14 protein-coding genes, 1 tRNA gene and 1 rRNA gene are annotated in these 25,515 nt (G+C 38.0%); 13 read left to right on the top strand and 3 right to left on the bottom strand.

Annotation, left to right across the window (positions count from 1 at the left end; translation table 11 throughout):
- Positions 1–30: 30 nt before the first annotated feature.
- From CGC52_RS03015 to CGC52_RS03000, 4 genes are all read left to right on the top strand, one after another.
- Positions 31–633, top strand: coding sequence for an HD family hydrolase (locus CGC52_RS03015; protein ID WP_042345088.1), 603 nt, complete (start codon positions 31–33; stop codon positions 631–633).
- Positions 634–736: 103 nt separating this feature from the next.
- Positions 737–1,438 carry an IS1 family transposase gene (locus tag CGC52_RS03010; RefSeq protein WP_095893401.1) on the top strand — a complete coding sequence of 234 codons (702 nt, stop codon included), beginning with the start codon at positions 737–739 and terminating at the stop codon, positions 1,436–1,438.
- A gap of 41 nt (positions 1,439–1,479) precedes the next feature.
- Positions 1,480–2,175 (top strand): metal-dependent hydrolase, encoded by a 696-nt coding sequence (locus tag CGC52_RS03005; protein ID WP_095894431.1) that lies wholly within the window; start codon positions 1,480–1,482, stop codon positions 2,173–2,175.
- Positions 2,176–2,381: 206 nt separating this feature from the next.
- Positions 2,382–3,275: a phospholipase A gene (locus CGC52_RS03000; protein WP_095893400.1), complete on the top strand. Its 894-nt coding sequence runs from the start codon at positions 2,382–2,384 to the stop codon at positions 3,273–3,275.
- 72 nt (positions 3,276–3,347) lie between these two features.
- On the opposite strand, the gene CGC52_RS02995 is transcribed toward CGC52_RS03000, so the two are convergent.
- Both CGC52_RS02995 and CGC52_RS02990 read right to left on the bottom strand, forming a co-directional pair.
- Positions 3,348–5,123: a RagB/SusD family nutrient uptake outer membrane protein gene (locus tag CGC52_RS02995; protein ID WP_095893399.1), complete on the bottom strand. Its 1,776-nt coding sequence runs from the start codon at positions 5,121–5,123 to the stop codon at positions 3,348–3,350.
- A gap of 11 nt (positions 5,124–5,134) precedes the next feature.
- A complete protein-coding gene (locus CGC52_RS02990; RefSeq protein ID WP_095893398.1) occupies positions 5,135–8,110 on the bottom strand; it encodes a TonB-dependent receptor in 2,976 nt (991 codons plus the stop codon).
- A gap of 397 nt (positions 8,111–8,507) precedes the next feature.
- Between CGC52_RS02990 and CGC52_RS02985 the strand changes: the two genes are divergently transcribed.
- The 7 genes from CGC52_RS02985 (at position 8,508) to CGC52_RS02955 (ending at position 19,854) form a co-directional block, all read left to right on the top strand.
- Complete coding sequence (locus tag CGC52_RS02985; protein ID WP_095893397.1) at positions 8,508–9,200, top strand: succinate dehydrogenase cytochrome b subunit; 693 nt, start codon at positions 8,508–8,510, stop codon at positions 9,198–9,200.
- Positions 9,201–9,202: 2 nt separating this feature from the next.
- Positions 9,203–11,233 (top strand): fumarate reductase/succinate dehydrogenase flavoprotein subunit, encoded by a 2,031-nt coding sequence (locus CGC52_RS02980; protein WP_042009164.1) that lies wholly within the window; start codon positions 9,203–9,205, stop codon positions 11,231–11,233.
- A 70-nt stretch (positions 11,234–11,303) separates the two neighbouring features.
- Positions 11,304–11,690, top strand: a complete 387-nt coding sequence (locus CGC52_RS02975; protein ID WP_018279739.1) for a four helix bundle protein — start codon at positions 11,304–11,306, stop codon at positions 11,688–11,690.
- A 55-nt stretch (positions 11,691–11,745) separates the two neighbouring features.
- The gene (locus CGC52_RS02970; protein WP_042009162.1) at positions 11,746–12,489 is read left to right on the top strand and encodes a succinate dehydrogenase/fumarate reductase iron-sulfur subunit; all 744 of its coding nucleotides are present in this window, start codon (positions 11,746–11,748) and stop codon (positions 12,487–12,489) included.
- Between the two features lie 183 nt (positions 12,490–12,672).
- A complete protein-coding gene (locus tag CGC52_RS02965; RefSeq protein ID WP_095893396.1) occupies positions 12,673–15,429 on the top strand; it encodes a TonB-dependent receptor domain-containing protein in 2,757 nt (918 codons plus the stop codon).
- Between the two features lie 309 nt (positions 15,430–15,738).
- Positions 15,739–16,998 carry an ectonucleotide pyrophosphatase/phosphodiesterase gene (locus CGC52_RS02960; RefSeq protein ID WP_042009158.1) on the top strand — a complete coding sequence of 420 codons (1,260 nt, stop codon included), beginning with the start codon at positions 15,739–15,741 and terminating at the stop codon, positions 16,996–16,998.
- Positions 16,999–17,175: 177 nt separating this feature from the next.
- A complete protein-coding gene (locus tag CGC52_RS02955; RefSeq protein ID WP_095893395.1) occupies positions 17,176–19,854 on the top strand; it encodes an AsmA family protein in 2,679 nt (892 codons plus the stop codon).
- A 196-nt stretch (positions 19,855–20,050) separates the two neighbouring features.
- On the opposite strand, the gene CGC52_RS02950 is transcribed toward CGC52_RS02955, so the two are convergent.
- A complete protein-coding gene (locus CGC52_RS02950; RefSeq protein WP_095893394.1) occupies positions 20,051–22,444 on the bottom strand; it encodes a heavy metal translocating P-type ATPase in 2,394 nt (797 codons plus the stop codon).
- A 1,326-nt stretch (positions 22,445–23,770) separates the two neighbouring features.
- Here CGC52_RS02950 and CGC52_RS02945 point away from each other — a divergent pair.
- Both CGC52_RS02945 and CGC52_RS02940 read left to right on the top strand, forming a co-directional pair.
- Positions 23,771–25,288: ribosomal RNA gene (locus tag CGC52_RS02945) — 16S ribosomal RNA — on the top strand.
- A 150-nt stretch (positions 25,289–25,438) separates the two neighbouring features.
- Positions 25,439–25,512, top strand: a tRNA-Ile gene (locus tag CGC52_RS02940).
- Positions 25,513–25,515 lie beyond the last annotated feature (3 nt).

The raw sequence follows: 25,515 nt of genomic DNA, 5'->3' as shown, positions 1-25,515 counted from the left end.
AATACCATAAAAAATATAGATTATCAAGAAATGGAATTAGCAAAAGAACTTGAATTTATACTAACCTTAGATAAACTCAAAAACGTACAGCGTCGCAATTATAATTTAGACGATACACGTAGAGAAAACTCGGCAGAACATTCATGGCAAGTGATGGTTTTGGCTCAAATAATGTATCCGTATGCCAAGAATAAGGAGCAAATCGACTTGTTTCGTGTTATGAAAATGCTTTCTATTCACGACATAGTAGAAATTGATGCTGGAGACACCTTTGTCTACGATGAAAAGGCGATGGTTGGAAAGTACGAACGTGAATTGGCATCAGCAAAGCGTATTTTTGGGATATTGGGAGAGCCTTTGAGTGCCGAATTTTTAGCTTTGTGGGAAGAATTCGAGTCAGGAGAATCTGCTGATGCAATTTTTGCTTCGGCAGTGGATAGAATTATACCTTTTATACTGAATGCCCACACTTCAGGTAAAAGTTGGAGGGAGGCCAAAGTGAGTGCCGAAAAGGTACGAAATATTGTAGGGGCAGCGGTGGAAAAAGGTTCCGAAGAGCTAACCGAATTATTTGAAATTCTATTACAACGAAGTATTGATACAGGAAAAATCGTACATATAAATAACGATTAGACTTAGTGAGATTCAAGTAAAACATTCAAAAAAAGGTCGTGTTTTAAAAAGTATGATGGTATAAAAATTTGACAATCAGGGAATAAAGTTGTATTTTTGTTGAATGCTAATAACAATTACACTCCATTGCCCCAATTGTCAAAGCACAAAGATAGTCAAAAATGGGAATAAAAAGAACAAAAAACAAAACTATCTTTGCAAAACCTGTAAACGCCAATTTATCGGCGATCATAATCTGACCTACAAAGGTTGGGCTTCGCATATTGCTGCGAAAATTCTCTTGCTTTTGGCAAGAAATGTAGGTATTCGTGATATTGCTGAAATTGAAAAAGTTAGCATCAAAAAAGTACTTTCGGTTTTGGTAAATTTCAATCGAGAAATCAAACCCAAACAAAACAAATACAAATCGTTACAAGTTGATGAACTTTGGACTTTTGTAGGAAAAAAGAAAAACAAAAAGTGGTTGATTTATGCTTATTCTGCTGAAACAAAGGAAATTGTAGCGTGGGTATGGGGCAAACGAAACATAAAAACAGCCCAAAAACTTCGTGAGAAATTGAAGAAATTGGGTGTTAGTTTTGATGAGATTTGTACAGATAATTGGGAAGCTTTTGCGTCTGTTTTTCAAGAATATACACATAAAGTAGGTAAAAAATACACTACTGATATTGAAGGAAACAACACACTTTTGAGACATCGGATACGCCGAGCGGTGAGGAAAACTTGTTGTTTTTCAAAAAAGTTTGAAAACCATATAAAAGCTTTTGAAATTGTGTTTTTCTACATCAATTTTGGATGGATTTGAGTATCATACCTTGTGTAACTCTACCCAAAAAAAGATATATTATGAAAGTAACTTATTTAGGACATGCTTGTGTCAATATTGAGATTAACGGCAAGTTCTTCTTGGTTGACCCTTTTATTTCGGCCAATCCTTTAGCTAAACATATTGATATTTCCGATGTTAAAGCAGATTATATTCTACTTACACACGCACATCAGGATCATATTTTGGATGCCGAATTTATTGCTAAAAGAACGGGAGCAAAACTGATTACCAATCCAGAGATACTGGCTCACTACAGATCTTTAGGTTTGGACGGACACGAAATGAATATTGGAGGTTCATACCGATTTGAGAATGGAACTGTGAAAATAAAAATGACAAAAGCTGTACATTCGTCTTCGTTTTCTGACGGTAAGTATGGAGGAAATCCCGCAGGTTTTTTGATTAACTATGAAGGCTTAACAGTCTATATTTCAGGAGATACAGCACTACATTTGGATATGACCATTATTCCAAGCCAATATAAAGTAAATTTAGCGGTTCTTCCAATAGGGAATAATTATACAATGGGAGTCCGAGATGCTTTAACAGCGGCCAAATTCGTAGATGCTATCCATACCCTTGGAGTGCATTATGATACTTTTGATGTTATCAAAATCGATCGTCAAGCGTCAATAGATAAATTTGCAGCAGAAAATAGGAAATTACATTTGTTAAATATTGGGGAAAGCTTTGATGTAAAGGATTTTAGGTAATCTCTATGGATTAAAGTTTATGTACTTAAACACAAATTGTCTAACTATTGGAAGCAAAATATCTTTTGGTTCTGAAAATAACTTTTTTAGTTAAAAGTTTCATTTTTCAGACATAAACTTGTTTAGCTTCTGTAAAATATGTAAGAAACATTTTGAATACAAAAATTAGTAATTTAGCTTTAGTATTATCATTGATTATTAGTCAAATGGCTATATCGCAAGAGGTGAATCATCAACATCGTTTGGATACGATACTGCCTATTATTGAAAAGATTGAATACAACCGATATGGGAGTGCGTTATCGAAAATGTTTGAAATTGACGATAAAGACCAACAAGGTATTTTTAGACCATCGGAATATCGACCAATTTATTTGATACCTTTTCGTTGGACAGATAGAATGAATCGGCAACCACAAAATACCAATCCACTTAGGGGAAATCCGCCATATCGGGATTTTCAGAATGTAGAAACGAAATTTCAAGTAAGTTTGAAAACCAAAGTTTGGCAGGATTTTTTAGGTTCCAAAGGAGATATTTGGGTAGCTTTCACACAACAGGCATATTGGCAGGTTTATAATGGAGAATTGTCCCGTCCGTTTCGGGAATTAAATTACGAACCCGAGGTCATGTATTTAATTCCTTTGAACTTATCCGCGGGAGGCTTTAAATGGCGTTTGACGGGACTTTCTTTAAATCACCAGTCTAATGGAAAGGAACATCTCTATTCCCGAAGTTGGAATCGAATTATTTTAATGAATGCTTTCGAATGGGGAGATTTTATGTTTATAACCCGATTTTGGCGACGTATGAGTGAAAAGAAAAATGATAATGATAATCCCGATATAATTGATTATGTAGGAAGAGCTGAATTAAATGTGTTTTACATGGCTAAAAGACATCAAATTCTATTTTTAACACGTAACAATCTGAACTTCAAAAACAATAGAGGATTTGGCGAGTTGACTTATGTACATTCTGTTGGTAAAGGAGGATTACGACTTTTTGCTCAGGTATCCACAGGCTATGGAGATTCGCTCATCGAATATAACCACAAACAAAATACAATTGGGGTAGGTATCATGCTCTCCAGCTTTTAATAAAAAGTTAGGGTGAGATAAATTTATAATAAAAGAGGCAGTCTAATTTTAGACCGCCTCTTTCCATTTTTTCTATTTGGTTGGATTTTGAGTAAGTTTTCCTTTATATGAATTTATAGCCGTTTGTGGTATATAATACACTACTCTGTAATCATTAGCCGAAATATCTTCCATGGCACTATGAGGGCCTGGATAATGGCGAGTAAGAGATTTTCCATTTCTGAATACATCATAACTGCGTTCTGCTTGGAAAGCTAACTCCAGTTGTCGTTCTTTATCAATGCGTTCCGCTGCATTAGAAGCGTCCAAAGAAGCGTAACCACCTCCTATGATTGAACGTTCTCTGATGATATTCAAGTTCGTAAGAGCTTCTCCATAGCGTCCAAGTTTAGCTAGAGCCTCAGCTTTGTTCAAATAGATTTCTCCTAAACGAGAAATCACAGGAGAATGCAAGTGGCTGTCCTCTCCCTCACGAGAGCATTTTACAATGTAAAACATCGGATAAGCACGATTTAATCTCATTAGGTTGTCAATGACTCCTTCATAAACATCTCCTTCATAACTGATAGTGTATATGCCTTGAGCAATGTTTACACCAGTAAGGGGGTAAGTTGTGTCTACATCCCCTGCTTTTATCGTGCAGGTTGGAACTCCTGAAGTTAATTCCAACTGGTTGCTTTCATAGTTGTAAGCAACCGGAGCTTGAATGTATCTATAACCTGTTTGTTTGCCGTTTTTATCCTTAAGTTTTGCGATAAAGCGGAATACTTTTTGGTGGTAGTTAACACCGTTTACGGTAACAGAAGGTTTGGTGTATTGAGGTTCAATAAAACTGGCTCTTGCATCAACGATGATGTTGTTACTCCAGTCATTACGTCCCGTTTCATTCAGTAAATCAATGTATTTGGCACTGGCATACATTTCTCCCCAGCCCATACCACCGATGTTAGCATACATACCACCAACACCATAATAGTGGTCGTAACCTGAAAACTCTGAAGCTACCCTCTTAACTACGAATATGGATTCTTTATTACTTTCAGGGACAAAGGTGTTATACTTCATGAAGTTTTGTCTGTCAAGAAGTACATATTTATTAGAATTGATAACCTTGTCAGCATACTCAACAGCCAATTGAGCGTAATTGGTATTCGGTGCTTCATATGTACCGGACATATAAAGATATATTCTTGATAAAAGGGCTTGAGCAGCCTCTCTTGAAGCATATGCATTGCCTCTATTACGGCTAATCAATTGCTCTGCTTTTAGCAAGTCTTTGATAGCTTGGTCATATGTTTCCTTAACAGTAGATCGGTCAGGCAGTGTTGTGTTTACCAAATCTTCAGGTGTTCCATTAACGATAGGCACTCCCAAATTAGTTTCAGGTGATTGTGCATAGGGGCGTCCATATGCTCTACATAGATAGAAATACATCATCCCTCTAAGAAAGTAACATTCTCCTAATTTTGTTTTGGTTTCGTTAGAGGCTTTATCCTCAGGGAAAAGGCTGATGATATTGGATGTTTGAGCAATTACCTTGTATCCACTATCCCAAAATGATTGTAAGCGATAATTATTGGGAGTGCGGGAGTACGAGATGAATTCATAAAAAGCATCGGTTGAGCTTCCTCGAATCATCATATTATCACCTGCATATTCACCACATCGATGCATAACGTCCGCCCAACCTTTCATCTGAGCGTAACATCCGTTAAGTAATCCGTCCAGAGAACCATCGGGGTCTGATGTTATTTTTTCTGCCGCCATTTGTCCGTGCGGAAATCTTTCTATATCGCAAGAGGATAAAAGAACGATGGAAATTGTTAAAATGTATACGATATTTTTCATGATTTCAAAAATTAAAAATTAGCGGTTATTCCAAAAATAAATTTACGTGTTGAAGGATACACCGAAGGCCCTGATGAATTTATGATAGCTCCGTTTCTTGTAGGAATTTCAGGATCAACACCTGAATAGTTCGTTATGGTAAACAAGTTTTCTCCTGAAATAGACAATCTCAGTTTAGGGAGTTTATATTCAGATAAATCCAAATTGTATCCTATTGATAATGAGCGAAGTTTCAAGTAACTGCCATCTTCCAAGAATCGAGAAGACACTTTGTTTGAATTACTTTTGTTTTCGTAGGTAGCTTTTGGGTGCGTTGCATCATCACCAGGTTTTTGCCAACGTGACCACCCGCTCATTAATTTCATTTGATTTCGGTCGGTATAAGCCCCATCAGAGTCATATTCAGTTCGTGAATAATTATATATTTTTCCACCGTAAGCAAATCCGAAATTAGCTCTGAGGTCGAAATTTTTATACGTGAAAGCCGTTCCGAAACCTCCAAAGAAGTCAGGGGTTGCTTTTCCGACATCCACTTGGTTGGCTTCGGAATATTTTTTTGTTACTTCACGTGTTACGTTTCCATTGGCATCAGTTACGGACTTGTACCACAAAGGAGCTCCCGTTTCTTTGTCTACTCCCGCCCATTCTCGCATGTAGAAAGTATCGCTATCGTACCCTGGTTTTAATATTTTGTTTGCAGAACCTGCTATTCCTGCTCCATCCGACACAATGATTTCTTTTCGGTCGCCATATAAGTTTTTGATTTCATTGGTGTTTTTACCGAAGTTTAAATCGACTTCCCAATGAATGTCTTCATTTTTGATGATGGAAGCCCCTAAGGTGATTTCGATTCCTTTGTTGGACAGTTCACCTACGTTACGCCAAACGCTGGTAACTCCTGTAACACCCGAAACAGGTACAGGATACAATAAATTACTGATAGCTTTATCGTAGAAATCAACGGTAAGTGAAACCCTATCGAACAAAGTTGCATCGAAACCCAATCCTGTGGTGTAGGTAGTTTCCCAAGTCAAATCTTTATTTCCTTTTTGGGAGATTAAAGCTCCTGAAATTTGATTGTAGCTAGCTCCCGTAGAAACAGCGTATAAATCATACTGCCCATACAAAACGTTGGGTTGAATACCAACAGAACCATATGAAGCTCTAAGTTTCAGACTATTAACCCATTCAGGAGTAAACCATTCTTCGTTGTGAACGTTCCAACTTCCACTTACTGAGAAGAAATTTCCATATCGTGCGTTCGCTCCAAAGTTAGAAGCCCCATCACGGCGTAGAGAACCCTCCAATATGTATCGGCTGGCGTAATTGTAAACAAATTTAGAGATAAGCGATTGTGTAGCAGATTCAGTTAAGCTACCTTTCGTGCTTTCAGGTTTGGTAACAACGTCCAATACTTCAAATCCAGGGATGAATCCAACCCCTTGTGCGGAGATAACTTTTCCCCAATAATCTTTATATTCATACACCAAAGTTGCGTCAAATGAATGATTATCAAAAGATTTGTTGAAATTCAAAATCTGGCTGGTATATCGATTTATGACATTACTTTGATATTCATACAAACGACCTTTTACACTTTCTCCCGCAGAGGAGCGAGGGTCACTGTAAGAGTTTGAGTGATATGTGGACAGGCGGTAGTTGTTGATAGAAGAGAATGTAAGCCAATCATAGAATCGGATTGTGAAATCCAAGCCTCCCATTCCTTGGAAGGAACTTCCTTTGCTGTGATTCCATTGTAAATCGTACAAATAGTTCGTTGAGTTGCTGTTAAACCATCGAGGAGAACGATGCGGAACAAGGTTTCCTTCTTCATCATACGGACTATCCCAAGGCAAATTTGAATACATTGCTCCTACAGAATGCTGTTTGTCATCGGATTGTCTAAAACTACCAGTAACATTTGGTTTGATGGTCAACCATTTCACAGGAGTATAGTCCGTTTTCAATCGGAAGTCGTATTTGTCATATTCATAGCCTTTTACCGCTCCCTGTTCACTGTAAAAACCTACGGAAAAATAAGAACGAAGCATGTCCGAACCTCCACTAATTGATGCGGTGTAATCACGAACAAATCCCGCACGAGTTGCTTCTTCCCACCAGTCAAAATTGCTATTGCGAAGCTCTAGATTCCAGCGAGGTGCACTTATGGTTGAAGCATTGGAAAATGATTGAAAGTAATCATATAGCTCAGCTCCATTCATTACCTGTAAATTTCCGTTGTTTAGAGAAGTAAGTCCTTGTTTAATAGATATTTGTGTTTTTAATTCTCCTGTAACAGCCTTTTTGGTAGTAACGAGAATTACCCCATTAGCTCCTTGTGAACCATAAATGGCGGTGGAAGCAGCATCTTTTAAAATGGACATCGTTTCGATGTCCGCAGGGTTTACAATGTTCGCACCTGTTCCCATAATAACGCCATCAACAACCCAAAGAGGGGCGGTACTTCCGTTGATGGTTGATTTTCCACGAATGATAATAGCCCCCGTTTCCCCTGGACGACCTGAACCTGGAGCAACGAACACTCCCGAAACCTTTCCGCTAATCATGTTCTCAATCGTGGGAGAAGTTATGTCTGTCAGTTTTTCCTGCTTTAAGGTTTGCATAGCTCCTGTTAGACTTTCTTTACGCTGAGTTCCGTATCCTACAACAACCACATCTTCAAGTTGTTCGGCGTCTTCTCTAAGCAAAACATTGATAATCAGTGTTTTACCCCCCCCCATAACTTTTTTAGTCTGTGTTTGGAAACCCATAAAACTGAACTCAAGTTCATTACCTACCTGAGCTTCAATTTCGTAGTTTCCATTGAAATCCGTAGCGACTCCCTTAGCAGAACCTTTAATAATGACAGTCGCACCTGGCAGTGGACTATTATTTTCGTCGGTAACTTTTCCTGTCACTTTCACTTGTGCCATTAGTGGTAAAGCTAAAAATGTCAGCATAAGTGTGGTTAATAATTGTTTTAGCATATGGTGTTAATTTTTATGATTACATGCGTCAAATTTATGAAAAAAAAGAAGAATAAAACATGATTTCTGTCATATTTTTTTTACTTTTTTCTCCCACATTTATATTGATTTAAATAAAATTGTCTTAAGAGCATTAATAAATATAGGTGTATTATTTAGCTTTACTTTTTATTTCTTAACTTTTTTAGTGCTGATAGAGTTTAAGTAAAGAAATTTAATAGAAGAATTAGTCTCTAATTTTTATTTCGTATTGAGAATCTGTAAAATAGGGTAGTATCTTTTTTTAAAATCGTTATAAATTAGGTTTTGTAAAGTTTTTTAGTTGTAGATTAACTGTTAAATACGTAAATTTGTATTCAATTTTAAAAAACTATAAACAAATAATTAACAGTTAATAATGGCAGCACTATTTAAAACATCTATTGCTCGAAAGGTGGCGATGGCTCTGTCGGCACTTTTCCTGATTGTCTTTTTGGTGATACACTTGGCGGTGAACTTTACTTCGGTTTTTAGTGCCAGTTTGTTCAACGATTTATCACATTTTATGGGAACCAATCCCTTGGTTCAAGGCGTGATGCAACCCATTCTGATGTTGGGAGTTATTTTCCACTTCGTGATGGGTTTTGTTTTGGAAATCCAAAATCGCAAAGCCCGTGGAGCTAACGCTTATGCCCGTTACAACGGAGCGGCAAACTCCACTTGGATGTCACGTAATATGATTATCAGTGGTGCGTGTATCCTCCTATTTTTGTTATTTCACTTGAAAGATTTTTGGGTACACGAAATGACCGTGAAGTATGTAAACGGAGATATGTCAGGCTTGGCAGCCGACGGAGGTTTCCGCTACTATACTGACCTTATCGTAGCTATGAGTAATCCTATTCGCGTGGCGGTGTACGTGTTAAGTTTTGTTTTCTTGTACCTACACTTGATTCACGGATTCCAATCATCATTCCAATCAATGGGTTGGAAAGATGATAAACGCAAAAAAATCATCAGCAAATTAGGTAGCATCTATTCTTTGGTGATTTGTGGCGGATTTGTTTTCGTTGCTTTGTTCCATTATTTTAATCATTTATTAGGGAAATAACTATGAAGAAATTAGATTCAAAAATTCCAGAAGGTCCTATCGCGGAGAAGTGGACAAAACATAAAAATAAAATCAATTTGGTAAACCCTGCAAATAAACGTAATATTGATATTATTGTTGTAGGAACGGGGCTTGCAGGAGGTTCTGCTGCAGCTACATTGGCTGAATTAGGTTATAATGTTAAGGCGTTTGCTTATCAAGATTCGCCACGTCGTGCTCACTCTATCGCTGCACAAGGAGGTATCAACGCTGCGAAAAACTATATGGGTGACGGAGACTCTAACTACCGACTTTTTTATGATACGGTAAAAGGGGGTGACTTCCGTGCTCGCGAAGCTAACGTATACCGTTTGGCTGAGGTTTCAGGAAATATCATCGACCAATGTGTGGCTCAAGGAGTTCCGTTGGCTCGTGATTATGGAGGATTGTTGGACAACCGTTCGTTTGGAGGGACGCAAGTTTCCCGTACTTTCTATGCAAAGGGACAGACAGGACAACAGCTTTTGCTTGGAGCATATTCAGCAATGAACCGACAAATAGCTCGTGGAAAAATTGATATGTACAATCGCCATGAAATGTTGGATGTTGTGGTAGTTGACGGCAAGGCTCGTGGAATTATTGCTCGTGATTTGGTTACAGGTGAAGTAGAACGCCATTCAGCTCATGCTGTGGTAATTGCAACGGGAGGTTACGGAAACGTATATTTCCTTTCTACCAACGCCATGGGCTGTAACGGAACGGCAGCTTGGAAGACTCACAAAAGAGGAGCATTCTTCGCGAATCCTTGTTTTACGCAAATCCACCCAACTTGTATTCCACGTTCGGGAGATTATCAATCAAAATTGACATTGATGTCTGAATCGCTTCGTAACGACGGACGTATTTGGGTGCCTAAAAATATGGATGATGTGTATGCTATCCGTGAAGGACGTAAAAAACCAACTGAAATTGCAGAGCAAGACCGTGATTATTACTTGGAAAGACGTTATCCTGCTTTCGGAAACTTGGCTCCGCGTGATATCGCTTCACGTGCTGCTAAAGAGCGTTGCGATGCAGGTTACGGAGTGAATGCAACAGGCGAGGCTGTGTATTTGGACTTCTCTTCTGCTATTGAGCGTTACGGAAAGGAACAATGTAAAATCCACGGAATCGAAAATCCTTCCAAAGAAGAAATTATAAAACGGGGAGAAAAAATTATTGAAGCAAAATACGGAAACCTTTTCCAAATGTATGAAAAAATCGTTGATGAAAATCCGTATAAAACGCCAATGATGATTTACCCTGCAACACACTACACAATGGGTGGAATTTGGGTAGATTACAATTTAATGACTACAATTCCGGGTTGTTACTGTATTGGTGAAGCGAACTTCTCCGACCATGGGGCGAACCGATTGGGAGCTTCTGCTTTGATGCAAGGTTTGGCGGACGGATATTTTGTTCTTCCTTATACAATAGGCGATTATTTAGCAGCAGATATTCGTACAGGGAAAATCTCCACCGATTTGCCTGAATTTATTGAAGCAGAGCGTGTTGTAAAAGAGCGTTTGGCATTTTTCATCAATAATAAAGGAACGAATTCAGTAGATTATTACCACAAAAAACTTGGAAAAGTGATGTGGGATAAAGTGGGAATGGCACGTAACGCACAAGGGCTTAGAGAAGCTATTCAGGAAATTCGCGAAATTCGTGAAGACTTTTGGAAAAACGTAAAAGTTACTGGAGAACTTACAGGAATGAATACCGAGCTTGAAAAAGCAGGTCGTGTAGCTGATTTCTTGGAACTTGGAGAGCTTTTTGCCAAAGATGCTTTGGAGCGAAACGAATCGTGTGGAGGACATTTCCGTGAAGAGTATCAAACTCCTGACGGTGAAGCACTTCGCGATGACGAAAATTATGCTTATGTAGCGGCTTGGGAATACACAGGGAACCCTAATGAGGTGAAATGTACCTACAATCCAAGCGAGGAAATTATGCATAAAGAAGAATTAGAGTTTAAAGATATAAAATTAGCACAACGTAGTTATAAATAGGAGAAAGAAGGAATAGAAAAATAGAAAGATTAGAAGAATATAAAGATTATAAGGAGATAGGTTTGTAACAATGTTAAATAAAGTTACGTCATATAAAGAATTAGTCGTTTGGCAAAAATCAATGGATTTAGTCAAGAGAGTATATGAAGTAACTCGCTTATTTCCTGAGGAAGAAAAATTTGGGTTAACAAGCCAAATTCGCCGAAGTGCAGTGTCGATACCATCCAATATAGCAGAAGGTTGGGGACGAGCCTCTTTGAGAAGTTGCTTAAACTTTTTAAGAATAGCACAAGGCTCTCTTTTTGAATTGGAAACTCAAATATATATAGCAAAAGGATTGGGTTTTTCATCGGACAGTCATATAGAAGAACTCATTTCTGAAATAGGAAAAATGATAGGTTCGATGATTTTCAAAATGAAATCCAGAGATAATATCCAAAGCGACCCAAAAAACTGAAAATTCTATATATCTAATCATTCTTACTTCCTAATCTCCCTAAATCCTAAGCACAATGAATTTAACATTAAAAATTTGGAGACAGAAGAACGCCAACGAAAAAGGTCGTATGGTAGAATATAAAGTAACCGATATTTCCGAGCATATGTCGTTCTTGGAGATGATGGATATACTTAATGAAAGTTTGGTAGCCAAAGGTGAAGAGCCTGTTGCGTTTGACCACGATTGTCGTGAGGGAATCTGTGGTATGTGTTCGCTTTTCATCAATGGGGAAGCTCACGGGCCTGACCGCGGAATTACTACATGTCAGTTGCATATGCGTATGTTCAACGACGGTGACACTATCACTATTGAGCCTTGGAGAGCAACCGCTTTCCCTGTAATTAAAGACTTGATTGTGGACAGAACTGCTTTCGAGCGTATCCAACAAGCAGGAGGATATATTTCAGTAAATACTTCGGGAAATACGCAAGATGCTAATGCGATTCCAATTCCGAAATTCGATGCTGACCGCTCAATGGATGCCGCTTCTTGTATTGGTTGTGGAGCTTGTGTGGCAACGTGTAAAAACTCATCAGCGATGTTGTTTGTAGCGGCAAAAGTGTCACAATTTGCATTGCTTCCACAGGGACGTGTAGAGGCTGCTGATCGTGTGATGAACATGGTACACCAAATGGATTTGGAAGGTTTCGGGAACTGTACCAACACAGGAGCTTGTGAGGTAGAATGTCCGAAAGGTATTTCTTTAGAAAATATCGCGCGTATGAACCGTGAGTATTTGAAAGCAAGTTGCCGATAGATAACCATTAGAATAAATCGGATGGGTAGAGAGCATAAAATATTCCCTATTACATATCAGGGGGATGTTTTATGCTTTTTTTGGATTGCTGTCAGAAATACTTAACATTCACTTAATATATGATTTCGTGAAAAGATGCATTTTTGTCGCATCAAACTAACTTTAATATTTAACACAAACAAAATGAAAAATTGGTTTTTAAATTTAGCCTTAATTTTATGTGCTACAATGACTTATGCTCAGGGAATAGTTACCGGTAAGGTCATTGATGGCGAGTTTAACGCACCGCTCTTGGGAGCTAATGTACTCATTCAAGGAACTACCAAAGGAGTATTTACCGATGCTGATGGAAAATTTTCATTGCAAGTGGACAGTGACAGTGGAGTTTTGGAAATCTCTTATTTAGGATTTGTTACAAGACAAGTACCTTTCAAATTGACAAGCGGTAAGGCTAATATCAATGTAACCTTACAATCCGACGCTGAGAGTTTGGGAGAGGTTGTTGTTACTGGGAGTGTCTTATTGGATATAGCGAAGGAAAGACAAACGCCTGTAGCGGTTTCTACCATTCGTGCATCTGAAATTGTTGAAAAATTAGGAAATAAAGAATTTCCCGAGATTTTAAACAGAACCCCATCAGTTTATGCTACCAAAGCAGGAGGTGGTTTTGGAGATTCTAAAATTAACATTCGTGGTTTTGGTAATGAAAACATTGCTGTGATGGTCAACGGAATGCCCGTGAACGATATGGAAAATAGTAAGGTATATTGGAGCAACTGGGCAGGTATTTCGGAAGTCGCTTCGGCAATGCAAGTACAACGTGGTTTAGGAGCTTCTAAATTAGCCATAGCTTCGGTTGGGGGAACTATAAATATCATCACACGCACTTCGGATATGAAAGAAGGAGGAAGCGTTTTTGGAAGTTACGGAAACAATGATGGTAACCACGAAATGAAAATAACTGCCGCATATAATACTGGTAAAAGCGAAAAAGGGTGGTCATCTTCCATTTTATTAAGCCGAAATGCAGGAGAAAAATACGCAGACCGAACTGAATTTGAAGGATACAATTACTTTTTTGCATTGGGCTACACCCCTTCGGACAAACACAATTTTCAATTTATGATGACGGGAGCTCCGCAGTGGCACAACCAACGTTATTCGTCAGTGACGATTTCCGATGCTATCAAATTTGGTTCTGCTGATAAGCCAAATCGGAAATACAATTCTGATTGGGGATATTTGAATAGTGAACCTTATGCATATAGTCGCAACGCTTATCACAAGCCAGTGATGATGCTTAACTGGGATTGGAAAATGAACGATTATTCTGCTTTGAGTACCGTAGTTTATGCTTCATTCGGACGTGGATTTGGTTCAGGAGATTATGGAGGTATCAACAGAAAGCGCCTAAGAGATTTTAGAAATGCCAGCACAGGTCTGTACGACTTTGATAAAATTGTAGAAGCAAACCGAACTTCAACAGCAGGTAACCTAGTGCGTACCGCCAATGTAAACTCGCACGACTGGTATGGTTTCCTAACCAATTTCAACCATAAAATTGATAAAAATTTCACGTTCAATATGGGGCTTGACGGAAGGTATTACTACGGATACCACTATCGAGTGATTACTGACCTTTGGGGAGCACCTTCTTTCAAGGAGACTAAAAATGAAAATGTTGTAGGTGGGTATCAAGTTTCTACTACTTACAGTGACAAACCCAGTTTCAATCCGTTTGCAAGTGTTCATCCTTTGGAAAATCGTGTAGATTACAGCAACGATGGAGAAGTACGTTGGATGGGAATGTTTGCCCAATTAGAATATTCTGACGATGATTTTTCTGCTTTCTTACAAGGTTCTTCCTCTATACAGGGTTTTCAGCGTATAGATGAATTTATAAAATCAGGTAAATTGGCTGTTCGAAACAATCCTACTACGGCGATGGACAGAAAAACAGGATTTAAAGATATTTTAGGATATAACATCAAAGGAGGAGTAAATTACAATATCAATGAGCAACACAATGTTTTTGCTAATATTGGTTACTATTCAAAACAACCTTTTTTCAATGCTGTGTATCCGAACTATAAAAACTTTTTAAACCCTAACTTAACGAACGAAAAAGTCTTGGGTATGGAAGCTGGATATGGCTTTAAATCGAGTTTTGCTAATGTGAACTTGAATGCTTACAGAACTTCTTGGAAAGATCGTTTTGTAAGAAAATCAAAAGTCTTGCGAAACGTGCCAGATAGTTATGCAAACATATTGGGCATTACCGAAATTCATCAAGGAATTGAGTTAGAAGCAGATGTAAAGGTAACGGATTATCTTCGATTTAAAGGAGCTTTATCATTAGGAGATTGGTTCTATGAAGGTAATGCACAGGGTAGTCTATTTAATGAAAGTAACGAGTTGATTGACAAAAACGGCAACGTGCTTTCTGATGGTAGTACTGAATACATTACCCTGTTTTTGGATAAAGTGAAAGTGGGTGAATCAGCACAAAAAACAGCATCATTAGGAGCTACCGTTATCCCTTTTGATGGATTAAAATTCAATGCTGATTGGCGTTATGTAAGTAATCTTTACGGAACATTGAACGTAACCAGTTTTGATAGTCAAACTCAGGCGGATAAAGGAGCTTTATTGTTGCCAAGTTACAATTTGTTTGATTTAAGTATGTCATATAAATTAAAAATAACTGACAGCCAATCAATTACAATAACGGCTCATATAGATAACTTATTTGACACTTACTATATTGCGGAATCATATGATAACATTCACGCAAACGATGTACCTAAAACATACAACAATGCACCAAATTCCAAAACCTATGACGAATTAGGAGAAACATACAAAGGTATATCCACAGTCAACCGTGTTTATTTTGGATTCGGACGTACTTGGAGTTTCGGGTTGAGATATACATTTTAATAGCAAATAGGCAATAATATTTTGAAATAGGCTTCGACTACCCTTAGTTGACACACAGTGATTTGTCAGTTTGGTGTAGTCGAAGTCTTTATTAATAACAAATTGAATTTGGATATAAAAATCTTTGGAAATGTTGCGACAGGTCATTTCATTTAACGATTTCTATATTTTGGTGCATATACTCAAAGTATTTTAATTTAGAGATAGTCAACGACTATTGAATGACTTTGGATTAATAGTCGATTATGATATGACACATTTTCGATATTGATTTGAAAATTCATATAACTATTTACAAATTTAATTCACATGAAAAAAATATACTTTCAAAGATTTATTTTTTTATTAATTTCATTACTTTTCATTGGATGTAACCCATCTAAGACAGGTGTCAGTAAGGTCGAGGAGAACTATGTGCTGTTTGTATCTTTCGATGGTTTTCGACACGATTATGCAGAAAAGTATAATCTTCCTAACTTCAAGAAATTAGCAAAAGAAGGAGCTACAACTCCAATGCTATTATCTTCATTTCCAAGTAAAACTTTTCCAAACCATTATTCTCTTATCACAGGTATGTATCCTGGTAATCATGGTATAGTAGATAACAAATTTTATGATCGTGGTCGTGATGCAGTTTATGCCATCGGTGATAGAGCTAAGGTACAAGATGCTCATTACTATCAAGGATATCCACTTTGGCAATGGTTACAGTCCAAAGGAATGAAAACAGCATCTTATTTTTGGGTTGGTTCAGAGGCTCCTATTCGAGGAGAATATCCAACCTATTACTATGATTATGACGGAAAAGTATCCAATGAAGCTCGGATTGATGAAGTAGCTCGTTGGTTTCAATTACCTAAAAATGAACGTCCTCGATTCGTCACACTTTACTTTTCATTGGTAGATACGGAAGGTCATAATTCTGGGCCAAACTCTCCAAAAATGCGAGAAACCGTACAGGAAGCTGATCGATTGTTAGGACTTATTATGCAAAAAGTTAAAGACATCAATCTGCCTATTTACACCATTGTGGTGTCTGACCACGGGATGATTGAAATGGATTCCTCCCAAGATATTTTTATAAATTTGGAAGAAGTCATCAAAGCAACTAAAGACAAGGCGAATATCATTAGCAATGGGATGCACGCTCAGGTTTATGTCAACAACCCTGCCGATAAAGCTGAGGTTTACAACCTTTTGAAAGCTGAGTTACCTGCAAAGGTCAAGATATACTACAGAGAAGAAACTCCTGCTCACTGGCATTATTCAAAAAGTTCACAGATTGGAGATATTATTTTAGTGGTTGATGCTCCTAATTATATGATTCACAGAGCAAATCATCCGCTAACACGATTGAAAAATAAATGGGGAACACACGGTTATGACCCTTATGTAACGCCTGATATGGGCGGTATATTCTATGCTATAGGGCCTAAAATCAAGAAAGGTTACAAAGTTCATACCTTCGAAAATGTCAATGTATATCCATTAATAACCAGAATTTTAGGAGTAGATAATCCTGAAAATATTGATGGGAAACCAGAAGTTTTGGCTCCCATATTGAAGTAAGAATATTTTTTGTACCTTTGCCTTGCTCCTGACTTTGATGGGGTGAAACGAAGGTCGGAATTACATTTTTTTTGTAGCCTCGACTTATGTACTGTTTCTGTTGATTATTCTTCAACAGTTTACATAGGTCGAGGCTATTTATAATAATTACATAATAATCTTTTAAAAACAAAATCTATGAAAATAGTAAAAAAACTTTTGAAAATCACAGTTATTTTTGTTGTGCTACTTGTGTTGGCTATGGTAGCTATTCCATTTTTCTTCAAGGATAAGATAAAGGAAAAAGCCATTAGCTTGGTTAATGAAAATATCAATGCAACAGCCTCATTAGAGGATGTTTCTCTCAGTTTATTCCGTAGCTTTCCAAAGGCTGATGTTACCCTCACCAACTTTAGTATAGTCAACAAAGAACCGTTCGTAGGGGATACTTTATTTACAGCACAGAAACTAGCTGTTAAAGTAAGTGTGACCGATTTGTTGTCAGGTAATTACAACATATTAGGCTTCGATTTGAAAGATGCGTCAGTTTTCATTCATATGAATAAAGAAGGGCAGGGAAATTTTGATATAGCTTTGCCTTCAGAAACAACACAAAAGGAAAGTCAGTCCACCCCATTCAAGTTAGGGATACAGTCTTATAATATTGAAAACATGAAGTTTACATTCAAGAATGACGATGGTGATATGCATTTGCTTTTGGATGAACTGAACCATACTGGAAAAGGAAATTTTGAAAACGAAGTATTAGATTTGAATACGAAGACCGATCTGAAAATATCATTTTCGATGGACAAAAGCAATTTTATGAATAGAATTCCCGTTTCGTTGGATGCTATTTTAGGAATTGATTTGAATCAGCAAAAGTATACGTTTAAGGAAAACAAAGCAATTATTAATCGTTTGGAGCTCGTTTTCGATGGATTTGTAAAATTATTAGAAAACGGACAGCATTATGACCTAACTTTTAATGCTCCGTCAAACAGTTTTCAAAGTTTCTTAGCGTTAATTCCAGAGGCGTATTCCAAAGAAATTGAAAAAGTGAAAACTACTGGCGATTTTACACTAAAAGGAAATGTCAAAGGGGACATGGTAGGGGATAAAATACCAACATTTGCTATGGAAATGACCTCTCAAAAAGCTTCATTAAAGTATCCTGATCTACCCAAAAGTATACAAAATATCAACATTGATTTGAAAGTAAAAAATACAACGGGAATTATGAATGATACTCAAGTCAATTTGGATAAATTTACAATGACTATTGATCAAGATCATTTTACAGCTAAAGCCCATGTGTACAACGTAGTTGACAATCCGAAAGTAAATGCTGCATTGAAGGGAACGGTAAATTTAGCAAATCTTTCACAAGCCTATCCTATATCTTTAGACAAACAATTGAAAGGAATTTTTAAAGCCGATATAACCACCGAATTAGATATGAATTCGGTTGAAAAACAGAAGTTTGAAAATGTTAAAAATCAAGGAGTTGCATCTTTACAGCAGTTCGTTTATGAAGGTGAAGAATTCGTGAAACCTTTCCATATTGACGAAGCAAACTTAGATTTTTCAACGGCTCACATTCAATTGAGTAAATTTATTTCACATGTCGGAGATTCTGATTTAAAACTTAACGGGCGTCTGGATAATTTATTTGGATTTCTATTCAAAAATGATGTTTTGAAAGGGAATTTTGCTTTGAAATCTAATAAAATAGTAATAGCAGATTTTATGCAACCCGCAACCAATCCAACAGAAAATCCTACGAAAGGTCAGTCTAAAGAAGTAACAACAGCTTCATCAACAACATCAGTTTTGAAAATCCCTTCATTTTTGGATTGTACATTTACTGCAAATGTTGAAACGGTAATTTACGACAATTTAGAGTTGAAAAACACTTCTGGAAGATTGATTATCAAAGAAGAAAAAGTACGTTTGGAGAATTTAAAAACCGATATCTTCGGAGGAAATGTAGCCATCAGCGGAGATGCGTCAACTAAAGAGGCTGTGCCAACTTTTGCAATGGGCTTGGATATGTCGAAATTAAATATTGTAGATGCATTTACAAAGATGGAAATGCTGTCAAAAATAGCTCCAATTTCTAAGGTTTTGCAAGGGAAAATAAATACAGTAATTAACGTTACAGGGAATTTGAAAGATGATATGACCCCCGATTTGAATACCCTTTCAGGGGATATTTCCGCAGCTTTGGTCGATTCGAAAGTTAAGAGCGAAGAGTCTAAACTATTGACTTCCTTAGCTTCAAATTTTCAAAGTTTGGATTTCTCAAAATTGAGTTTGAAAGATTTGAAAGTAACAGGGAAATTCAAAGATGGTAAGGTAAATGTAGAACCGTTTAAAGTGAAATATAAAGATATGTCGATTGATGTAGCTGGAACGCATGGTTTTGACCAAGTGATGGACTACAATGTGGTGTTTAACCTGCCACCACAAATGTTGGGAAGTGAAGCAAGTGCAACATTAACCAAACTCACAGGAAATCAAGCTAAGGTAGATAACATTGCCATAACTGCCTTACTTGGAGGGACATTCGACAACCCTAAAATTTCAACCGATATGAAACAGTCAGTGGCCAATTTAGCTTCTCAAATAGCTAAAAATCAAATTAATAATCTTAAAGATAAAGGAACAGATGCCCTCAAAGGATTGATTTCATCTAAAACAGATTCAACTACTGCAGGAAAAGCTAATCAACTTATTGAGGGATTGACAACAAAAAGAGACAGTACTATAAACAAGGTCAAAGACGATGTCAAAGAGAAAGCTAAAGAGGAAGTTAAAAATCAAGCAAAAGGACTTTTAAAAGGTATTTTAGGAGGTAAAAAAGAAGAAAAATAGATTTAATATAGCTCTCATTCTGGGGGTGTTATAATATTAAGCAGATAAAGAATCATGTTTTTTCAGCGCTTGCAACTGTTTTTGCCTTTTATGTAGGAAAACGGGGGAATATGAGGAAGTATTGAAATGAACTAATGATTTCGTTTTCCCTCTCCAAAGGCTAAACTTCGGAGAGGGATTTTTGTATGAGATAGGTTTATAGTTTGCTTTTCTTTAGCCTTAAACTGTTTCCTACCACGCTTACAGAACTCATCGCCATTGCTGCACCGGCAAGCATCGGGTTGAGCAGAAAACCGTTGATGGGATAGAGAACCCCTGCCGCAATGGGAATACCGATGAGGTTGTAGATAAATGCCCAAAATAAATTTTGACGAACGGCTGCTACCGTGTGTTTTGATAAGCGAATAGCTTGTGGAATTTTGGTTAAATCTGATGAAATGAGCGTCATTTTGGCAACATCCATTGCGATATCAGAGCCTTTTCCCATTGCGATGCTCACATCTGCCGTGGCAAGTGCCGTACTATCGTTGATGCCATCGCCTACCATGGCTACTACTTTTCCTTGAGATTGCAGTTTTTTTACAAAGTCTGCTTTGTCTTGTGGCAAAACTTCTGCTTGATAATGTTCGATGCCCGTTTGTTGGGCAATAGCTTTTGCTGTAGCCTCGTTATCGCCCGTGAGCATATACAGTTCAATCCCCATTTGCTGCAATTCTTGGATAGCTTGGACGGAATTTTCCTTAATTTTATCCGAAATTGCCAAAACGCTCAATGCTTTTTCACTATCGGCAAACCAAATTACGGTTTGGGCTTGGTGTGTCCATTCGTTGGCTTTTTCAAGTAGCTTTGCATCAATATTGATATGATTTTCGAGCAGCAATTTTTGGTTGCCTACGAAATACATTTTATCATTAAATATTGCTTTTGCTCCTTTTCCTGTGATGCTTTCAAAATCAGATATTTCAACAGTGGTTACCGAGTGGAGTCTAAGTGCAACCGCCTCTGCTAATGGATGTTCGGATTGTTTTTCAATGCTTAGAAGAATACTTTCAGCAGAGCTATCGTTATTTAGCCAAAGGACATCAGTAACTTGCGGTTTTCCTTGCGTAATCGTACCCGTTTTATCAAGGATAACGGCATTAATTTTATTAGCAGTCTCCAAACTTTCGGCATCTTTAATCAAGATACCGTTTTCGGCTCCTTTGCCCACGCCTACCATAATGGCGGTGGGAGTAGCCAATCCCAAGGCACAAGGGCAAGCGATAATCAATACCGTAACGGCGGAAATTAAACCTTGTACCCATTGATTTTCAGTACCTAAAACTACCCAAAGTACAAATGTGAGTACCGCAATAGACAAAACCGTAGGAACAAAAACAGCAGCGATTTTGTCTGCTAATTTTTGTACAGGGGCTTTACTTCCTTGGGCGTCTTGTACCGTTTTGATGATGTGAGCAAGGAGCGTTTCTTTGCCCACTTTCACTGCCTGAAACTGAAAACTTCCTTTTTGATTGATGGTTCCTGCATAGACTTTTTCGCCTTCTTTTTTCTGTACCGGTACAGGTTCGCCACTCAGCATACTCTCATTTACAAATGAGTTTCCCTGCGTTACGATGCCGTCTACTGCAATTTTTTCACCGGGTTTCACGAGGATAATATCCCCTGTATTTACCGCTTCTATCGGTGTGATTTTTTCGGTATTTTCATGGAGTACTACCACGGTTTTGGGTTGCAATCCCATTAGTTTTTTGATAGCGGTAGAGGTATTTCCTTTGGCTTTTTCTTCCAAATATCTTCCTAATAAGATAAAGGCGATAATCACCGATGCTGCTTCAAAATACACATGAGGATGGATACCTATTTTGTGTAGATGCTCGGCAAAAATCATCATTACTACGCTAAAAAGATAAGCGATTCCTGTGCTGAGTGCCACGAGTGTATCCATATTGGCGGTGCGATGCTGGGCTTGTTTCCACGCATTCACAAAGAAATCTTTACCCAACCAAAATAGGACAGGGGTAGCAAACAACCACGAAATTTCGTTGCCATAGGGCATATCCATAAAAAACATCCCGATAATCACCACAGGAAAGGACAGAATAATCGCCCAAAACGATTTGAATTTCAGTGATTTGAGCTTGTATTCGTGAATGGCTTCGAGGGTTTGTTGTTGTTCTTTTTCCTCTTCGATGAGCAGGTCGTATCCACCTTTTTGCATTGCTTTTTGGATTTCGGCAATGTTTGTTACATTCGGAAGATATTCCACCGTGAGATTGCCCGTAGCAAAATTTACCGAAGCCGATACGATGCCTTCCGCCTGATTTACAATATTTTCCGCTCCGCTGGCACAAGCCGCACAGCTCATGCCAAGGACGGGGTATGTTGCTTGAGTAATGGGTACTTTATAGCCTAATTTTTTTATTTTTTGTACTGCCAAAGCTACTGATTCTAGGTTTTTGGTATCTAGTACCACCCGCTGATTGTTGATTTCTACTTTAGCACTTACAACGCCTTCTATTTGTAAAAGTTCCTTTTCGAGGAAAGAAGTTGGGTCGGCGAGGAGGTTTGGAATAGGGATTTGTATTGTCATTTTCTGCTTATTGTTAACTTATTATACGTCTACTCAGTTTTTTTCGTTAGAGTTTTTACGAATTAAATTCTGCTTCAAACTCTAATTTTTGAGCAAATATCGGAATAATATTTCAAAAATGACTATTTTAGATTTTCTAAGAATTATAAACTTACCAAGGTTTATATGACACATGTTAGGGAAATATAGGTAAATTTTGAGAGATTTGTAGATAAGTATATACTTATTCCTTTATATTATTACTCATATATAAGATAAGCTGTCATCATTAAATATACAATGATAGTTGTTTATCTTTTGAAAACTCAATAACTAAATAACACCCAATCCCGTATTGAAAAGTTTTTGACCCAAGAATAAGTTATTTTACGGTATTAATAAGTATTTTAAAGAGTAACATTCTAATTTTTCATTTACAAGTTTTTGATAATAAGTATGATAAGATAATATATGAGAAATATTTCAAAAAAACTTTACAAAACTTTTGGTGTTTTATAAAAAAGTATTACTTTTGCACCCGCTTTGGAAGGCAGTTAGCTATTAGCTTATGTCGTATAGCTTACAGCGCGAAGCAAAACGCTCAAAAAAATATTTTGAAAAAAAACTTTGCAAAACTTTTGGTAGTTTAGAAAAAAGTATTACTTTTGCACCCGCTTTGGAAAAGCAGTTAGCTATTAGCTTATAGCATATAGCTTACAGCACAAAGCAAAACGCTCAAAAAAAATTTTTGAAAAAAAAACTTTAAAAAGTTTTGGTAGTTTATAAAAAAGTATTACTTTTGCACCCGCTTTGGAAGGCAGTTAGCTATTAGCTTATGGCGTATAGCTTACAGCGGAAGCGAAAAGTTCAAGAAAATATTTTGAAAAAAAGTTTGCAAAAGTTTTGGTAGTTTAGAAAAAAGTATTACTTTTGCACCCGCTTTGGAAGGCAGTTAGCTATTAGCTTATGACGTATAGCTTACGGCGCGAAGCAAAACGCTCAAAAAAATATTTTGAAAAAAAGTTTGCAAAAGTTTTTGTAGTTTAGAAAAAAGTATTACTTTTGCACCCGCTTTCGAAAGGCAGTTGGTTATTAGCTTATGGCGTATAGCTTACAGCGGGAAGCGAAAAGTTCAAAAAAAATATTTTGAAAAAAGTTTGGAAGTAAAGATAAAAAGTTATTATCTTTGCACCCGCTTTGAGAGCTAATAGCTGTTAGCTAGTAGCTAAAAGCGAAGAGTAATAAAGTTCATTGAAAAAATTGTTGACAGCACAAGAATAAGATTTAAAGAATTATCCTAAGAGTCGATTACTTATTTGTTAAAGGTTACGATATTAAAGATTTTTAACGATGAAGAGTTTGATCCTGGCTCAGGATGAACGCTAGCGGCAGGCCTAACACATGCAAGTCGAGGGGTAAGGAGAGCTTGCTCTCCCTAGACCGGCGTACGGGTGCGTAACACGTGTACAATCTACCTTTTACTAAGGGATAGCCCGAAGAAATTTGGATTAATACCTTATAGTATTATTTTATGGCATCATTAAATAATTAAAGCTACGGTGGTAAAAGATGAGTACGCGTCCCATTAGCTAGTTGGAGTGGTAACGGCACACCAAGGCTACGATGGGTAGGGGTTCTGAGAGGGATGTCCCCCACACTGGTACTGAGACACGGACCAGACTCCTACGGGAGGCAGCAGTGAGGAATATTGGACAATGGTCGGAAGACTGATCCAGCCATGCCGCGTGCAGGATGACGGCCTTATGGGTTGTAAACTGCTTTTATACAGGAAGAATAAGGTCTACGAGTAGATTGATGACGGTACTGTATGAATAAGCATCGGCTAACTCCGTGCCAGCAGCCGCGGTAATACGGAGGATGCGAGCGTTATCCGGAATCATTGGGTTTAAAGGGTCCGTAGGCGGGCGTATAAGTCAGAGGTGAAAGCACTGAGCTCAACTGAGTAACTGCCTTTGAAACTGTATGTCTTGAATAGTTGTGAAGTAGCTGGAATGTGTAGTGTAGCGGTGAAATGCATAGATATTACACAGAACACCGATTGCGAAGGCATGTTACTAACGACCGATTGACGCTGATGGACGAAAGCGTGGGGAGCGAACAGGATTAGATACCCTGGTAGTCCACGCTGTAAACGATGGATACTAGCTGTTTGGTTTTCGGACTGAGTGGCTAAGCGAAAGTGATAAGTATCCCACCTGGGGAGTACGCACGCAAGTGTGAAACTCAAAGGAATTGACGGGGGCCCGCACAAGCGGTGGAGCATGTGGTTTAATTCGATGATACGCGAGGAACCTTACCAAGGTTTAAATGGGGAACGACGTACCTAGAGATAGGTATTTCTTCGGACGTTTTTCAAGGTGCTGCATGGTTGTCGTCAGCTCGTGCCGTGAGGTGTCAGGTTAAGTCCTATAACGAGCGCAACCCCTGCTGTTAGTTGCTAGCGAGTTAAGTCGAGCACTCTAACGGGACTGCCGGTGCAAACCGTGAGGAAGGTGGGGATGACGTCAAATCATCACGGCCCTTACATCTTGGGCTACACACGTGCTACAATGGCCGGTACAGCGAGCAGCCACTGCGTGAGCAGGAGCGAATCTATAAAGCCGGTCACAGTTCGGATCGGAGTCTGCAACTCGACTCCGTGAAGCTGGAATCGCTAGTAATCGGATATCAGCCATGATCCGGTGAATACGTTCCCGGGCCTTGTACACACCGCCCGTCAAGCCATGGAAGCTGGGGGTACCTGAAGTCGGTTGCCGCAAGGAGCTGCCTAGGGTAAAACTAGTGACTGGGGCTAAGTCGTAACAAGGTAGCCGTACCGGAAGGTGCGGCTGGAACACCTCCTTTCTAGAGAAATACCTTTATGAGAGTAATTGTAGGATATTCTTTAAATCTTGTGCAGTCGATATTTCTAGGCTAATTAGAGGTTAGTGATTAGTGTTTAGAAGTTATATAGACTAATTGCTATTTGCTGATAGCTAATAGCTAAAAAGATGCAGTCTCATAGCTCAGCTGGTTAGAGCGCTACACTGATAATGTAGAGGTCGGCAGTTCGAGTCTGCCTGGGACTACAG

The organism is Capnocytophaga sp. H2931 (assembly GCF_002302535.1).
Lineage (GTDB): Bacteria > Bacteroidota > Bacteroidia > Flavobacteriales > Flavobacteriaceae > Capnocytophaga > Capnocytophaga canis.
This window is presented reverse-complemented; position numbering and strand designations above follow the sequence as displayed.

Excerpts from the sequence above, each read along its gene's own strand:
- CGC52_RS03015 (WP_042345088.1), top strand. The coding sequence starts at position 31 with ATGGAATTAGCAAAAGAACTTGAATTTATACTAACCTTAGATAAACTC.
- CGC52_RS03010 (WP_095893401.1), top strand. The coding sequence starts at position 737 with ATGCTAATAACAATTACACTCCATTGCCCCAATTGTCAAAGCACAAAG.
- CGC52_RS03005 (WP_095894431.1), top strand. The coding sequence starts at position 1,480 with ATGAAAGTAACTTATTTAGGACATGCTTGTGTCAATATTGAGATTAAC.
- CGC52_RS03000 (WP_095893400.1), top strand. The coding sequence starts at position 2,382 with ATGGCTATATCGCAAGAGGTGAATCATCAACATCGTTTGGATACGATA.
- CGC52_RS02995 (WP_095893399.1), bottom strand. The coding sequence starts at position 5,123 with ATGAAAAATATCGTATACATTTTAACAATTTCCATCGTTCTTTTATCC.
- CGC52_RS02990 (WP_095893398.1), bottom strand. The coding sequence starts at position 8,110 with ATGCTAAAACAATTATTAACCACACTTATGCTGACATTTTTAGCTTTA.
- CGC52_RS02985 (WP_095893397.1), top strand. The coding sequence starts at position 8,508 with ATGGCAGCACTATTTAAAACATCTATTGCTCGAAAGGTGGCGATGGCT.
- CGC52_RS02980 (WP_042009164.1), top strand. The coding sequence starts at position 9,203 with ATGAAGAAATTAGATTCAAAAATTCCAGAAGGTCCTATCGCGGAGAAG.
- CGC52_RS02975 (WP_018279739.1), top strand. The coding sequence starts at position 11,304 with ATGTTAAATAAAGTTACGTCATATAAAGAATTAGTCGTTTGGCAAAAA.
- CGC52_RS02970 (WP_042009162.1), top strand. The coding sequence starts at position 11,746 with ATGAATTTAACATTAAAAATTTGGAGACAGAAGAACGCCAACGAAAAA.
- CGC52_RS02965 (WP_095893396.1), top strand. The coding sequence starts at position 12,673 with ATGAAAAATTGGTTTTTAAATTTAGCCTTAATTTTATGTGCTACAATG.
- CGC52_RS02960 (WP_042009158.1), top strand. The coding sequence starts at position 15,739 with ATGAAAAAAATATACTTTCAAAGATTTATTTTTTTATTAATTTCATTA.
- CGC52_RS02955 (WP_095893395.1), top strand. The coding sequence starts at position 17,176 with ATGAAAATAGTAAAAAAACTTTTGAAAATCACAGTTATTTTTGTTGTG.
- CGC52_RS02950 (WP_095893394.1), bottom strand. The coding sequence starts at position 22,444 with ATGACAATACAAATCCCTATTCCAAACCTCCTCGCCGACCCAACTTCT.